Consider the following 15462-nt stretch of genomic DNA (forward strand, 5'->3'; position numbering starts at 1 on the left):
GGAATTCTTTATGATACCTGTTTATGATTATTTAGTATTAGGAGTGATTTTATTCGGCTTGAGCCTGGTCGGTATTATGCTCAATCGTAAAAATATCATCTTATTACTAGTTTGTGTTGAGTTGATGCTCTTGGCTGTGAATACCAATTTCATTGCATTTTCTCATTACTACAATGAAGTAGGCGGACAGGTATTTGTCTTTTTCATTTTAACTGTAGCTGCCGCTGAAGCAGCAATAGGTTTGGCCATAGTCATGTTGCTTTATAGAAATAGAGGCAATATTGATGTTGATAAAATGAATCATTTAAAAGGTTAAAATCGTGAGTATTCAACAAGTCTGCTTAGTAATCGTTTTGACTCCCCTTGTTGGTTCTGCTATAGCAGGATTTTTTAGAAACCAGATTGGACGAGTCGGAGCTCATACTGTAACTATTTTAGGCGTAGCTATTTCCTTAGTATGTTCAATTTTTCTTGCGTGGGGCCTATTTTCTGGCTCGATCCCAAACACAAATAGCCTTGTTTATCACTGGGCTAGCGGGGGGGCGCTAATTCCCTACGAATTTAATATTGGCTTTTTAATAGACCCTCTAAGTGTTGTCATGCTGGTTATAGTTAATTTTGTTTCTTTACTAGTCCATGTCTACAGTATTGGGTACATGGCAGATGATGATGGATATCAGCGGTTTTTTAGTTATATCTCCTTATTTACATTCATGATGCTCATGTTAGTTAGCGCAAACAACTTTCTGCAATTATTTTTTGGCTGGGAAGGGGTTGGGCTTGTTTCTTATTTATTAATCGGATTTTGGTATCAAAAGGAATCTGCAATAGAAGGCAGCCTGAAAGCATTTCTTGTAAACCGTGTAGGAGATTTTGGATTTGTATTAGGAATAGGTTTAATTTTTGCTTATGCTGGAAGCCTTGATTATGAGAAAGTATTTACCAGCGCAAATTATTTGGCAAGCCAGAATATAGAGTTATTTAGCGGCTACTCCTGGTCCCTGATTACAGTTATTTGCCTGCTGCTTTTTGTTGGCGCCATGGGCAAATCAGCCCAGGTGCCACTTCACGTTTGGTTACCTGAGTCAATGGAGGGTCCAACCCCTATTTCAGCGCTAATCCATGCGGCGACAATGGTGACAGCGGGTGTTTTCATGATAGCTCGTATCTCACCTTTAATTGAATTGTCTACAGCTGCGCTTAGCACAGTATTAGTAATCGGGGCTACAGGAGCATTGTTTACAGGAATACTGGCTTTGGTTATGAACGACATCAAACGAGTGGTGGCCTATTCTACTTTATCACAACTTGGATATATGATGGTCGCAATGGGGGCCTCAGCCTATAGTGCCGGGATGTTTCACTTATTGACACATGCTTGCTTTAAAGCGCTATTGTTTCTTGGTGCTGGTTCAGTCATTATTGGCATGCACCATGAACAGGATATGCGGAAAATGGGTGGCTTATGGAATAAAATGCCGATTACCTATGTAACCTATGTCATAGGCAGTTTGGCACTGTGTGCATTTCCTCCTTTTGCTGGCTTTTATTCAAAAGATACCATTATTGAAGCAGCGCAGCTTTCCCTGATACCCGGCAGCAGTTATGCTTATTTTTGTGTAACAGCAGGCGCTATGGTTACAGCATTATATACTTTCAGATCCTTGTTCATGACATTTCATGGCAAGCCGCGCATGGATGAACATACATTAAGTCATATTCATGAATCTCCATGGGTAGTATGGTTACCACTAGTATTGCTCGCTATCCCATCAATAATTTTAGGCTATGTGCTTTACATGCCTATTCTATTTGATACACCAACCCTCTTAGGCTCATCAATTTTTGTTTTACCTGAGCATAATGTTTTAGCAGAACTTGCTCATGAAGTAAGTTCGCCATTTGCAAGTGCTGTTCACGCGATTTATTCCTTGCCATTTTGGATTACAGTACTCGGAGCAGTTATTGCCTGGGTTTGTTATATTGCGACTCCATCTATTCCCGGTTATTTAGCCAGGTATTTTTCAATTATTTACTCTATTTTACTTAATAAATACGGGTTTGATCGCTTTAACGAGCTGTTCTTTGTGAAAGGAGCTAGGGGATTAGGCATTGCTTTTTATAAGATTGGTGATCAGAAGCTAATCGATGGTGCAGTTGTCAATGGTAGTGGACGCCTGGTTCGCTGGTTTTCTGGGAAAGGGCGAAAGATACAAAGTGGGTACATCTATCATTATGCGACAGTAATGGTGTTTGGATTACTGGCCTTTTTATGCTGGTTAATCCTGGACTGAAGATAAGGTGAAGGTATGCATTATTTGCTCAATTTATTAATTTGGTTACCGATATTAGGTGGCGTTTTTGTTTTGCTGACTGGGGATGATAAAAATCCAAATGTATCGCGTTATTTAACATTATTCACCATAGTCCTCTGTTTAGTGCTCTGCATACCTTTAGTTAAAGGATTTGATCTGCAATCTTTTGGAATGCAGTTTATAGAGGAAATCCCCTGGATGCCGGCACTGGGTATTAATTATACTCTTGGTATTGATGGGTTATCTTTACTGTTAATTGTTTTATCCATTTTTACTAATTTAATAGTGATTTTGGCTACTTGGGATAGCATTAGTAAAAAAGTTTCCCAATATTTATCAGCGTTTTTAATTATGCAAGGGCTTCTGGTTGGTATATTTTCTGCCATGGATGCCATAGTTTTTTATATTTTCTGGGAAGCAACCTTAATTCCAATGTATCTGATTATAGGTATTTGGGGTTCTGATAATAGAGTATATGCGGCAATAAAATTTTTCCTATATACTTTTTTAGGATCAGTTCTTATGCTGGCCAGTTTCCTGTACATGGGTTACATTGCAGGTTCATTTAAGATCGAAACCTTTTATGCTATCAAATTAGGCATGACTGCACAAACATTGATTTTTATTGCCTTTTTCTTAGGTTTTGCAATAAAAATACCGATGTTTCCAGTCCATACCTGGTTGCCAGATGCGCATACTGAAGCTCCTGCTGGTGGTTCAGTCGTTTTAGCAGCAATTTTGCTAAAACTGGGTGCTTATGGATTTATCCGTTTTTCTTTACCAATAGTCCCTGATGCTTGCAGCAAGTATGCTCCTCTGATGGTTGCCTTATCTTTGATCGCAGTAGTTTATATAGGACTCATTGCCATTATTCAGAAGGATATGAAAAAATTGATTGCATATTCTTCAATTTCACATATGGGTTTTGTAACTCTAGGCTGTTTCGCTATATTTGCAATTGCTCGTCATGGGGGACTAAGCAATGCCGGTTTAATTCTTGAGGGTGCAATTGTCGTTATGATATCGCATGCTTTTGTCTCAAGTGCAATGTTTGCAGGTGTAGGTTTTATATATGATCGTATGCATACAAGACAGCTCGCCGATTTTGGTGGAATAGTAAATACCATGCCTATATTTGCTTCTTTTTTTATGCTTTTTGCTATGGCGAATGCCGGCTTGCCAGGAACATCCGGATTTGTTGGTGAGTTTATGGTGATATTAGGTAGCATAAAGGCTGGTTTTTGGGTTGCATTTTGGGCTGCAACTACATTGATTATTGGAGCAGCATATACGCTATGGATGTACAAAAGAGTTATTTTTGGTCCTGTAGCTAATAAAAAGGTTGCTGCCTTAAAAGATATATCAGGTTTTGAATTAAGTGCTTATGTATTGCTTGCAATAATGGTCATTGCTCTAGGAGTGTATCCCAAACCCATGTTAGAGTTTGTGCATCAAACTGTAAGTCATACTTTGGCATTGGCTGATAAATCTAAACTCTAACAAAGAACTGCGATAGGCTTAAATTGCAATCAAGTTCCTTAGCAAGGTTAAATATGATGACATTACTAGAAAATATCCATGTGGCAATACCAGAAATGATTATTTTAATAACCGCGTGTTTGGCGTTGCTTTCTGATTTGTTCTTTCGTCATAAATTAAAATCAATTGCATTTTACATATCTTGTGTAGGAATTATAGTTTCTGCAGCAGTAAGCTTTGTATTTATAGGAAGCTATAAGTTACTTATATTCAACAAATTATTTATAAGTGATGATATAAGTCATTTAATGAAACTGTTTATTGATATCACGGTTTTATTAAGTTTTGTCTATTCCCAAAACTATCTGGATGAACGGCAAATGCCTACAGGTGATTATTATGTTCTGGGACTGTTTTCAACACTAGGTATGATGATTCTTGTTTCAGCACACTCGCTGCTGTCCCTTTATCTAGGTTTGGAGTTAATGTCATTGCCGCTCTATGCAATGACCGCTATCCGCCGTACTGATAGTGATGCGTCCGAAGCAGCAATGAAATATTTTGTTATGGGTGCTATTGCTTCTGGTATGCTGTTGTATGGAATATCCCTGGTGTATGGGGCAACAGGAAAACTTGATTTATTAGATGTTGCTAATGCGGTGGCTGTCAATTGGCAGCAACAAAATACTCTTTTTGCTTTTGCAATGGTATTTATACTTGCCGGCGTAGGATTCAAACTGGCTGCAGTCCCTTTCCATATGTGGGCTCCAGACGTATATCAAGGGGCACCAAGCTCTGTAACACTTTTTATTAGTACAGCACCCAAGATTGCTGCACTGGGGATGGCACTGCGTTTTTTGACTATTGGATTAGTCGACATCACCATGCAATGGCAGCAAATTATTTTAGTAATGGCTCTCCTTTCTACCGGCATAGGTAATTTGTTAGCAGTGATTCAAACCAGAATCAAACGCTTGTTAGCTTATTCTGCAATTTCTCATATAGGATATGCCTTATTTGGTGTTTTAGCCGCCAGCTCTGCTGGCTATGCCGCAGCACTGTATTATATTTTAGTCTATGCTGTAATGTCAGCGGCTGCTTTTGGTTTAGTTGTATTGATGTCAAATCATGGAATGGAAATTGATAGTATTGATGATTTAAAAGGCTTGAATAAAAGAAACCCGTGGCTGGCGTTTATGATGCTGTTAGTCATGTTCTCAATGGCTGGCGTACCGCCAACAGTTGGCTTCTTTACAAAATTATTGGTATTGAAGGCATTAGTAGATATTCATATGACTTGGTTAGCTGTTGTAGGTTTGTTATTTACGGTTATAGGTGCCTATTATTATTTGCGAATTGTTAAAATTATGTATTTTGATCAACCTGAAAATGAAGATATAGTAAGAATTGGTACAGGCAATACCATAGTTTATTCACTTAATTGCCTCTCCTTACTATATTTAGGTATTTTCCCAGGCGCTTTAATTGCAGCCTGTATTAATGCATTTGCAAATTAATTAATAAACTTTAACAAAAGTACTTGCTTAGGGACCCAAGTATCAGTATACTTGCCCTCAGTTGACGCGGGGTGGAGCAGCCTGGTAGCTCGTCGGGCTCATAACCCGAAGGTCGTAGGTTCAAATCCTGCCCCCGCTACCAATTTTATAAAACCCCATTTTTGGGGTTTTTTATTATGTTGACTAGGATACTGTCTAAATCTAAGTCAGTTACCAGGCTTGGGCGAGTGCGCCCTTTTTTTGTTTATACATACTATGATAAATGATGACTTGATAGTGCTATTAGAGCCTATAATCAAAAATATGGGTTATGAACTTTGGGGCTGTGAATATCTTTCCCAAGGGAAACACTCGTTATTAAGAATTTATATAGACAAACCAGATGGAATAGGAATCGATGACTGTCAGGAAGTGAGTAAGCAAGTCAGTGCTATGCTTGATGTTGAAGACCCTATTCCAGGGCATTATAGTTTGGAAATATCATCTCCTGGGATACCTCGGCCCTTGTTTAGTATCTGGCAATATCAGCGTTACCTTGGTTATGAAATTCATGTAAAAACTTTTAAGCCAGTCAATGGGAAGCGAAAATTATCAGGTATTATTGTTTCAGCATCAGAAGATACAATAGTATTGGATATTAATAATGAACATCAAGAAATACTTTTATCAAATATTGTGAAAGCAAATTTGACAGTCTAGAGAGGCGAACAATGAGCAAAGAATTGTTATTAGTTGCTGAGGCATTATCAAACGAAAGAGGCGTTAGTAAAGACGTCATTATACTTGCCATTCAGGCTGCACTGGAATCTGCAACTCGAAAGATTCTTGGTTTAGATATAGGTGTGCGTATCAAAATAGATTCTAAAACTGGTGACTATGAAACCTTTAGATACTGGGATGTAGTGAATGAAGAAGAATTAGAGTTTCCGGACCGCCAACTGTCCTTGGAACAAGCAAAAGAGCGAAAGCCCTCGGCTGCTGTTGGTGACCGAATTGAAGAAATTATTCCTTCCATAGAATTTGGAAGAATTGAAGCGCAAACAGCGCGACAAGTTATTATGCAAAAAGTCAGAGAAGCTGAACGTGAATTGATCATAGACCAATTCCGTAGCAAACTTGGGCAGCTAATCTATGGAACCGTTAAAAAAGTAACTCGTGACAATGTAATTATTGATTTAGGTGGTAAAGCAGAGGCTTTCTTGCCTCGCTCTGAAATGTTGCCTCATGAAATGTTTCGTCCTAATGACAGAGTTCGAGCATATCTGTATGAAATCACGCCACAGGCGAGAGGACCACAATTGTTCGTAAGCAGAACTCGAAATGAAATGCTCATTGAATTATTCCGTATTGAAGTTCCGGAAATTGGTGAAAATATAATAGATATCAAAGCCGCAGCGCGCGATCCGGGAAATAGAGCCAAAATTGCTGTTAAAACCAATGATGGGCGTATTGACCCCATCGGTGCTTGCGTTGGTATGCGTGGAGCAAGGGTACAGGCGGTTTCCAGCGAATTAGGCGGTGAGCGAGTTGATATCATTCTATGGGATGATAACCCTGCCCAATTAGTCATAAATGCTATGGCTCCAGCTGATATTACATCCATCGTTGTGGATGAAGATACTCATACTATGGATTTAGCTGTTGCGAAAGAACAACTATCGCAGGCAATTGGTCGAAACGGACAAAATGTTCGTTTGGCCAGCCAATTAACTGGTTGGACATTGAATGTCATGACAACGGAAGAGTTTGAAAGCAAAAATCAAGAGGAATCAAGTAAAATAGTTAATCTGTTTACCAGCGCGCTAGAAATCGATGAGGAAATAGCGACATTATTGGTAGCTCATGGATTTTCTTCTCTCGAAGAAGTGGCTTATGTTCCGAAGGAAGAGCTGCTGGCTATTGAAGAATTTGATGAAGAGATAGTTGAAGAGTTAAGAAACAGGGCAAATGACAAGTTATTGGAGATGGCACTGTCATCGGGCAAAGGATTATCTGGTACTCCAGATGATTCCCTTATCAATATGGAAGGCATGACAGAGGATTTGGCAAATAAATTAGCAAGTAAAGGAATTACAACAATGGAAGATCTTGCAGAGCAATCTGTAGATGAATTAATGGAAATAGAAGGCATTAGTGAAGAAAAAGCAGGTGCTTTAATTATGAAAGCAAGAGAACCATGGTTTCAATAAATTATGGTTATCGAAATTGACCAATACGATGCTAGATGCATTTTAAATATATTCAGCTTTATAAAAAGTTGCTGAGAGGGGATTAAATATGGCGGATGTGACGGTTAAACAATTAGCTCAAGTCGTTGGTATCCCGGTTGAGCGCTTATTGAACCAGTTACAGGAAGCAGGGTTATCTTTTACTGATGATCAACAGACTGTGAATGAAGAACAAAAGAGGATCTTGCTTAATCATTTAAAAGGTAGCTCTAATCGTGATATTAGTGCTGCGCCTGAAAGAATAACTTTAAGGCGTAAAAGCATGTCTCAAGTCACTGTTGGGCATGATATGCATAGTGGCAAAACAGTTAATATTGAGGTTAGAAAGAAAAAAACTTTCATCAAGAGAAGCGCAATTCCTGAGCAAGCAGAGATAGAAGAACCCGTAGTTCCACCTGTTGTTGAAGAGCCCGTCAATGAAGAAATCACTGTAGTTAGTGACGTGTCTGCAGAAACTCCCGAATTGAAAGAGACAGAGGAGCATCCGGTTGTTGAACCTGTAACAGAGTTCGATGAAACAGTAAAAGAAGATGAAAAAATCAATTTAGAGGAAAGCACAGCAGAGAATCAGGATGAGTTAACCCATGCAAACACTGATGTAATAGAAAATCTTGTGGATGTTGTCGAGGAAACCATTCCTGTTTCCAAGAAGGAAGAAGTTAAACCAGAGAAAGTAAGTAAAAAGAAACATCTGGAGCAAACTGATTCTGATATTTCTGAATTTAAAAAGGGTAAGAAAAAGCCTAAATATCATACTTTTGAACATGATGAGGAGGAACAAGACCTTCATCGTCGTGGTGGTCGAAGTAAATTTAAAAAGAAAAAAGGAACTGAAAAATCGGATAAATACAGAGAAGCTGAAGAAACATTAACGCATGGTTTTGCGTTACCTACTGCTCCAATAGTCAGAGAAGTATTGATACCCGAGACAATCACAGTCGCCGAACTGGCAAAACGGATGTCAGTAAAAGCTGCTGAAGTGATTAAAGTAATGATGTCTTTAGGAGCGATGGCAACAATTAATCAGGTCATTGATCAAGAAACGTCTGTAATCGTTGTAGAGGAAATGGGACATAAACCGTTAATTATCAAAGAGGATGCTGTTGAAACCGGTTTAGGCGAGGCAATTTCCAAAGGCACAAAAACAGAAGGAAGAGCCCCGGTTGTTACGATTATGGGACATGTTGACCATGGTAAAACCTCTTTACTGGATTACATTCGTCGAACCAAGGTTGCAGCAGGTGAAGCTGGAGGCATTACACAACACATAGGTGCTTACCATGTCAGTACGCCAAAAGGTAACATTACTTTTTTAGATACGCCTGGACATGCCGCGTTTACCGCGATGAGAGCTCGTGGTGCCCAAGCAACTGATATAGTTATTCTGATCGTGGCAGCTGATGATGGTGTTAAGCCTCAGACAATTGAAGCGATACAGCATGCAAAGGCCGCTAAGGTTCCAATTATTGTTGCAATTAATAAAATGGATAAACCCGACGCTGATCCAGAGCGAGTTATGAATGAACTCTCCGTTCAAGAAGTTATTCCTGAGGCTTGGGGTGGAGATACCATGTTTGTTAATATTTCGGCCAAATCGGGTATGGGCATAGATGATTTGCTGGATGCTATTTTATTGCAATCAGAAGTATTAGAGCTAAAAGCAGTGACTGATGGTGCTGCAAAAGGAGTTGTCATTGAATCACGTCTGGATAAAGGGCGAGGTCCCGTTGCAACGGTTTTAGTTCAAAGCGGAACCTTACATAAAGGTGATATTTTACTTGCTGGCTTTCAGTATGGGCGTGTGCGTGCCTTGGTTAGCGACAATGGAGATTTGGTTGATAGCGCTGGCCCATCCATTCCAGTCGAAGTACTTGGGCTATCGGCTATTCCGCATGCAGGAGACGAAGCGGTCGTTGTGCCCGATGAGAAAAAGGCCAGAGAAGTTGCTTTGTTTAGACAGGGCAGATTCCGTGATGTGAAATTGGCTAGACGTCAAAAAACCTCAATAGAAGGAATTATGGAAAATATGACGGCTACTGAATCCAAAGTCTTGAACATTGTCTTGAAAGCGGATGTTCAAGGATCACTCGAAGCAATTTCTGATGCATTGACAAAATTATCAACAGATGAAGTCAAGGTCGAGGTGATATCTAGTGGTGTAGGTGGAATAACAGAGTCTGATGTCCATTTGGCTATCGCTTCCAATGCCATTTTAATCGGATTTAATGTAAGAGCGGATGGCACAGCGAAGCGTCTTGCTGAACAAGAATCTGTATCGATTCATTATTATAGTGTTATTTATGATATAGTCGACCAGATCAAGGGTGCTTTGACAGGCATGCTTGCGCCACAATTTAAAGAAGAAATTATTGGTATTGCTGAAGTTCGAGATGTATTCAAGTCACCAAAAATTGGTGCTATTGCTGGATGCATGGTCATTGAAGGCGTTGTCAAGCGTAATAATCCAATACGTGTATTGCGTTCAAATGTAGTGATTTATGAAGGTACTTTAGAGTCATTAAGGCGATTTAAAGATGACGTATTAGAAGTAAGACAAGGCTTTGAATGCGGTATCGGCGTAAAAAACTACAACGATGTGAAGCCTGGAGATTTAATCGAGGTTTTTGAGACAGTCGAAATTAAGCGTGACTTATAGAAATGAGTAATAATTTTAAGCGAACTGACAGAATTGCTGAGATGATTCAGCGCAAATTAGCTTTGATCATTCCCCAGGAAATAAAAGATCCGCGCTTGAAGGGTTTTGTTACCATTTCCGCAGTTAAAGTGGCTGCGGATTTAGGTCACGCCAAAATTTATTTTACTGTTCTTAATGAAGATAAATCGGTGGTGACCAATATATTAAATGGTGCAGCCAGTTATTTGAGGAGCGCTCTGGCAAGAAGTATTACTCTACGCACTGTGCCGCAGCTTCATTTTATTTATGATGAATCGATTGAGTATGGACAGCGGTTAAGCCGATTAATCGATGAAGTAAATACCCCTGATTCAAATAGTGATGACAACAATTGAATCTCAGTGTTCCATAGATGGAATCCTGCTATTAAATAAACCACAAGGAATGACCTCTAACGCTGCTCTTCAGAAAGCCAAACATTTGTTTGGTGCTAAAAAAGCTGGGCACACAGGCAGCTTGGATCCTTTAGCAACCGGCATGTTACCTCTATGCTTTGGAGAAGCGACTAAAATATGCCAGTATCTCCTTAATGCGGATAAAAGCTATGAAACAATTGGTAGGCTAGGTAGTAAGACAAATACTGCTGATTGTACTGGTGAAGTGATATTTTGCATTGAAAATTATACTGTTAGCCATGAGGAAATGATTGCAACGCTTGAAAAATATAAGGGTAGAATCAAGCAAATTCCATCCATGTTTTCTGCTTTAAAGCACAAGGGGACTCCTTTGTATCGACTTGCAAGAGAAGGGATAGAGATAGAACGTAAGGCAAGGGATATAGTAATCAGCCAATTGAAGTTGGAACAATTTGATGGTGAATGTTTTACATTAACAGTATCATGCAGCAAAGGAACCTATATACGTAATTTGGTGGAAGATATTGGTGATACGTTGAAGGCAGGAGCTCATATGACAAAATTGCATAGGCTCTACACTGCAGGGTTTGAAAATAATCGAATGTACACTCTCGATGAATTACAGGATATGCCTTTATCAAAAAGACTTGCTTGCTTAATCCCTATTGATCAGGCCACTCAGCATTTAACACCAGTAATTCTTTCAGGTTCTGAAGTAATTGCAATTCGCCAGGGCAAGGTGATTTCGAATAAAACTGATGCTGGTGAAGGAGAAGATTTGCGTCTTTATGGCGAGCAATCCGAATTTATTGGCATTGGCCAAGCTTTAACTCATGGTGATATTAAAGCAAAAAGGTTGGTTTCTTTTGCGTTGTAATGACAATTTTTGTAAGAATTGCTGCCTACTTTGTAATAAGCATAAAATTTTTTACACAAATTTATATCCACTACTTGTTTCATTTGACATGCCTTGGTAGAATGTTTGCCTTTAAAAGAATACTTAGCTGAGTTCCAGGAGTAAATAATGTCGCTAAATAGCGCGGAAAAAGCAGAAATTATTAATGAATACAAACGCGGTGATAAAGATACTGGTTCACCTGAAGTGCAAGTTTCTTTAATTACCGGTCGCATTAAATATTTAACTGACCATTTTAAAGAAAATAAAAAAGATTTCCATTCGAGACGTGGCTTGCAAGAATTGGTTAACAAGCGCCGCAAGTTACTAAAATATTTGAAGCGTAATGATCAAGCTCGCTATCAAACATTAATCCAAAATCTGGGATTGAGAGATTCCTATTGATTGATGGGATTATTGTCTCTATGGGGACGCATCAAATAATAAATCAGTTTTAGAATAAAAGGCGCAGCGTTCTGCGCCTTTTTTTTCTTATATTTACTTAATGGGGAACATTACGTGGCAAAAATTACAAAAGAAATAGTATTCGGTAACCATAAATTAATCTTGGAGACAGGTGAAGTAGCACGACAGGCTGATGGTGCCGTAATGGCAAGTATGAATGGTACACAAGTGCTAGTGACTGTAGTTTGGAAAAAGGATGGTGGTGAAAGTAATGATTTTTTCCCATTAACAGTGAATTATCAAGAAAAATTCTATGCCATAGGTAAAATTCCTGGTGGCTTTAACAAACGCGAAGGACGACCATCTGATAATGAAACATTAATTTCTCGGCTAATAGATAGACCGATCCGGCCATTATTCCCGGATAATTTTTTTAACGAAGTACAGATAATTGCTACTGTTCTGTCCTTAAATCCCGAGGTATCTCCTGATATTATCGCTATGATTGGAGCCTCCGCCGCACTTTCAATTTCTGGTGTTCCATTTAATGGCCCTATAGGCGCTGCTCGAGTAGGCTATAAAGATGGCGTTTATCTGCTCAATCCAAGTAGAAAAGAACAAGAAGAATCCAAGCTTGATTTGGTTATTGCGGGCACAAAAGATGCCATTTTGATGGTGGAATCAGAAGCGCAGGAATTAAGTGAAGACATCGTGCGTGGTGCTATGTTATATGGCCATGAAATGATGAAAAGTGTTATAAAATCAATAGAAGAACTTGCCAGAGAAGTGGGTAAGAGCAAAACTGAGTGGAAAGCTCCTGAAATTGATACAGTACTAAAAGCTAGAGTCAATGACGTAGCAAGGAATGAAGTTGAAGCCGCTTATCTTATTAAAGACAAACAACAGCGCTACCAGCGATTAGACGAGTTAAGAGAGCAAACTATTTCTGCTCTGCTGGCTGAAAATGATGAATTAAATGCAGATGTTATTGCCAATATGTTTGGTGAGTTAGAACGTTCTATAGTACGTAATCGTATTCTTGATGGCGAACCTCGCATCGATGGTCGTGATCACAGAACAGTTAGGCCTATTTCTATTCGTACCAAATTCTTGGAAAGAACTCATGGTTCCTGTTTGTTTACCAGAGGAGAAACTCAAGCTATTGTTGTTGCCACTTTGGGTAATGAACGTGATGCACAGATATTAGACGGAATTAGTGGCGAAAGCAGAGATCGATTTATGCTTCATTATAATTTCCCTCCTTACTCTGTAGGCGAAACAGGGCAAGTGGGTAGTCCTAAACGGCGTGAAATTGGGCATGGCCGTTTAGCCAAGCGCGCTTTAATGGCTGTACTGCCTGATACTAATGAGTTTCCTTATGTGCTACGTATTGTATCTGAGATTACTGAATCCAATGGCTCCAGTTCTATGGCTACTGTTTGTGGAACAAGTCTGGCATTGATGGATGCTGGGGTACCTTTAAAAGCACCAGTCGCTGGTGTGGCCATGGGCTTAATCAAGGAAGGTGATCGTTATGCTGTATTAACAGACATATTGGGTGATGAGGATCATTTAGGTGATATGGACTTTAAAGTAGCTGGTACAGAAAAAGGGATTACAGCTTTGCAGATGGATATCAAGATTTCCGGTATTACCAATGAAATTATGGAGCGGGCTCTGGAGCAAGCATTGGAAGGTCGTACCCATATTCTTGGTGTTATGAACAATGCCCTTGCAGAGCATAGAACCGAGTTATCTCAGCACGCTCCAAGAATCACAACCATGAAAGTTGCTGAAGATAAAATTCGCACAATTATTGGCAAAGGTGGGGCAACAATTAAAGGGCTTATTGAAAGTACTGGCGTATCTATAGATATTGATGACTCTGGGGTTATCCAATTATTTTCTCCGGATAAGATGGCTCTGGAAGAGGCGCAAAAACAAATTAAAGCTTTAATTGCTGAAATTGAAGTAGGTCAGACTTATCAAGGGAAAGTAAGCAAGATAGTTGACTTTGGAGCTTTTATCAATTTACTGCCCGGTAAAGATGGCTTACTGCATATTTCACAAATATGTGCCGACAGAACACAAAAGGTGGAGGAGGTGTTGCAGGAAGGTCAGGAAATTGAGGTCTTTGTTGCTGGGATAGATAAGCAAGGGCGAGTGAAACTGGAATGGAAGGATAAGCCGCAAGCTGAAGCCAAAGAGGTCGAAGACGCCTCTGTATCTGCTACGTTTCTTACAATGGAAGAGCAATCTGAAGAAATTAATTCAGGCAACAAAATCTCTGAAGAAGAGGAATAATAAGATAGTAGCATTTCAAGTTCTATTTATTATAAACTCGTGGAAGGCATGAGCTTTTCGCGAGTTTTAACTGAGTGCTTGCAATTGGTGTATATAACCGCATAAATTATAAGCTACTAAAGTAGAGTTTAAGCATGAAGCTATTCTCTTTTTTTCTTGTATTGATAAGCTCTGCTAGTTTAGGTCAGGATTTACCATTACATCTCCTAAAGTACCAGCCCGGATTTTCAGTAAGTATTTATGCAGCCCCTGTTTCTGATGCTCGAGAAATGGCACTGGGCAGTAAAGACATAGTTTTTGTAGGTTCAAGAAGTGCCGGGAAAGTGTATGCTGTTATTCCAGATAAAAAAAACTCTCATGGTACTCGAGTTTTAACCATAGCTTCTGGATTGAATATGCCAAATGGTGTTGCCTTTCATAAAGGCGCACTTTATGTCGCCGAGATTGGGTGCATTTTACGCTTTGATAATATTGAATCAAATCTGAATAATCCTCCTGAACCAGTTGTGGTTACTACAAAATTACCGAAGGAAAAAGCTCATGGCTGGCGTTTTATTAGTTTTGGACCAGATGATAAGCTTTATATAGGAATTGGCGCCCCTTGCAATGTTTGCTTAATGGAGGATACGCGCTATGCCACTATTATGAGAATGAATGCCGATGGGCTAGATCTCGAGATCTATGCCAAAGGAATACGTAATACAGTGGGGTTTGATTGGGATCCCTTTCATCATAATCTCTGGTTTACAGACAATGGGCGTGACTGGCTAGGTGATGACTTACCTCCAGATGAGCTCAATGTAGCTCCGAGAAAAGGCATGGATTTTGGTTTTCCTTATTGCTATGGTAAAAGTACAGCAGATCCTGTTTATGGCAAAACCCATTCTTGTTCCGAGTTTACTCCGGCTGTTTTTGAATTCCCAGCGCATGTTGCTCCTCTTGGTATGTCATTTTATACAGGCAAATTGTTCCCTTCCAATTATTGGGGACAAATTTTTATTAGTGAGCACGGTTCCTGGAATCGTAGTCATAAGATAGGGTATCAAATTACTATAGTAAAAATTAAGAATGATCACGTAACTGAGGTTAAACCATTTATCAGCGGGTGGTTACAGGGGAAAAAGCATGGGGAAGACCTGTCGATACGCTCGTTATGCCAGATGGGTCACTATTAATCTCTGACGATTATGCTAATGTAATATATCGGGTTGGCTATCAGCAGTAAATGGAGAAATTATTTGTATTATAGGCGGGGATAAAGCCCCTAC

General features: G+C 39.4%; 12 protein-coding genes and 1 tRNA gene. All 13 read left to right on the forward strand.

Annotated elements, in window-relative coordinates; translation table 11 throughout:
* Window positions 1-10: 10 nt before the first annotated feature.
* On the forward strand, window positions 11-316 hold the full coding sequence (nuoK, locus tag OQI99_RS13260; RefSeq protein ID WP_010948468.1) for an NADH-quinone oxidoreductase subunit NuoK: 306 nt from the start codon (window positions 11-13) through the stop codon (window positions 314-316).
* Between the two features lie 4 nt (window positions 317-320).
* Window positions 321-2294, forward strand: a complete 1974-nt coding sequence (gene nuoL / locus OQI99_RS13265) for an NADH-quinone oxidoreductase subunit L (RefSeq protein ID WP_265732132.1) — start codon at window positions 321-323, stop codon at window positions 2292-2294.
* Between the two features lie 15 nt (window positions 2295-2309).
* Window positions 2310-3815: a complex I subunit 4 family protein gene (locus tag OQI99_RS13270; protein ID WP_061514331.1), complete on the forward strand. Its 1506-nt coding sequence runs from the start codon at window positions 2310-2312 to the stop codon at window positions 3813-3815.
* Between the two features lie 53 nt (window positions 3816-3868).
* Entirely contained in the window at window positions 3869-5311 is a 1443-nt protein-coding gene (nuoN, locus tag OQI99_RS13275; protein ID WP_061514332.1) for an NADH-quinone oxidoreductase subunit NuoN, read from the forward strand.
* A gap of 65 nt (window positions 5312-5376) precedes the next feature.
* Window positions 5377-5453 (forward strand) — tRNA-Met (locus OQI99_RS13280).
* A gap of 113 nt (window positions 5454-5566) precedes the next feature.
* The gene (rimP, locus tag OQI99_RS13285; protein WP_010948464.1) at window positions 5567-6010 is read left to right on the forward strand and encodes a ribosome maturation factor RimP; all 444 of its coding nucleotides are present in this window, start codon (window positions 5567-5569) and stop codon (window positions 6008-6010) included.
* Window positions 6011-6021: 11 nt separating this feature from the next.
* Complete coding sequence (gene nusA, locus OQI99_RS13290) at window positions 6022-7500, forward strand: transcription termination factor NusA (RefSeq protein ID WP_061514333.1); 1479 nt, start codon at window positions 6022-6024, stop codon at window positions 7498-7500.
* 88 nt (window positions 7501-7588) lie between these two features.
* Window positions 7589-10195: a translation initiation factor IF-2 gene (gene infB / locus OQI99_RS13295; protein WP_061514334.1), complete on the forward strand. Its 2607-nt coding sequence runs from the start codon at window positions 7589-7591 to the stop codon at window positions 10193-10195.
* A gap of 2 nt (window positions 10196-10197) precedes the next feature.
* On the forward strand, window positions 10198-10569 hold the full coding sequence (gene rbfA / locus OQI99_RS13300; protein WP_061514335.1) for a 30S ribosome-binding factor RbfA: 372 nt from the start codon (window positions 10198-10200) through the stop codon (window positions 10567-10569).
* Window positions 10556-11467 carry a tRNA pseudouridine(55) synthase TruB gene (gene truB / locus OQI99_RS13305; protein WP_265732133.1) on the forward strand — a complete coding sequence of 304 codons (912 nt, stop codon included), beginning with the start codon at window positions 10556-10558 and terminating at the stop codon, window positions 11465-11467. Before rbfA ends, truB begins: the two co-directional genes overlap by 14 nt.
* A 147-nt stretch (window positions 11468-11614) precedes the next feature.
* The gene (gene rpsO / locus OQI99_RS13310) at window positions 11615-11890 is read left to right on the forward strand and encodes a 30S ribosomal protein S15 (protein WP_015961800.1); all 276 of its coding nucleotides are present in this window, start codon (window positions 11615-11617) and stop codon (window positions 11888-11890) included.
* 114 nt (window positions 11891-12004) lie between these two features.
* The gene (pnp, locus tag OQI99_RS13315) at window positions 12005-14194 is read left to right on the forward strand and encodes a polyribonucleotide nucleotidyltransferase (RefSeq protein ID WP_061514337.1); all 2190 of its coding nucleotides are present in this window, start codon (window positions 12005-12007) and stop codon (window positions 14192-14194) included.
* 134 nt (window positions 14195-14328) lie between these two features.
* Window positions 14329-15369, forward strand: a complete 1041-nt coding sequence (locus OQI99_RS13320; protein ID WP_265732134.1) for a PQQ-dependent sugar dehydrogenase — start codon at window positions 14329-14331, stop codon at window positions 15367-15369.
* Window positions 15370-15462 lie beyond the last annotated feature (93 nt).

The organism is Legionella sp. PATHC039 (assembly GCF_026191275.1).
Lineage (GTDB): Bacteria > Pseudomonadota > Gammaproteobacteria > Legionellales > Legionellaceae > Legionella > Legionella pneumophila.

Excerpts from the sequence above, each read along its gene's own strand:
- nuoK (WP_010948468.1), top strand. The coding sequence starts at position 11 with ATGATACCTGTTTATGATTATTTAGTATTAGGAGTGATTTTATTCGGC.
- OQI99_RS13270 (WP_061514331.1), top strand. The coding sequence starts at position 2,310 with ATGCATTATTTGCTCAATTTATTAATTTGGTTACCGATATTAGGTGGC.
- nuoN (WP_061514332.1), top strand. The coding sequence starts at position 3,869 with ATGATGACATTACTAGAAAATATCCATGTGGCAATACCAGAAATGATT.
- rimP (WP_010948464.1), top strand. The coding sequence starts at position 5,567 with ATGATAAATGATGACTTGATAGTGCTATTAGAGCCTATAATCAAAAAT.
- nusA (WP_061514333.1), top strand. The coding sequence starts at position 6,022 with ATGAGCAAAGAATTGTTATTAGTTGCTGAGGCATTATCAAACGAAAGA.
- infB (WP_061514334.1), top strand. The coding sequence starts at position 7,589 with ATGGCGGATGTGACGGTTAAACAATTAGCTCAAGTCGTTGGTATCCCG.
- rbfA (WP_061514335.1), top strand. The coding sequence starts at position 10,198 with ATGAGTAATAATTTTAAGCGAACTGACAGAATTGCTGAGATGATTCAG.
- truB (WP_265732133.1), top strand. The coding sequence starts at position 10,556 with ATGACAACAATTGAATCTCAGTGTTCCATAGATGGAATCCTGCTATTA.
- rpsO (WP_015961800.1), top strand. The coding sequence starts at position 11,615 with ATGTCGCTAAATAGCGCGGAAAAAGCAGAAATTATTAATGAATACAAA.
- OQI99_RS13320 (WP_265732134.1), top strand. The coding sequence starts at position 14,329 with ATGAAGCTATTCTCTTTTTTTCTTGTATTGATAAGCTCTGCTAGTTTA.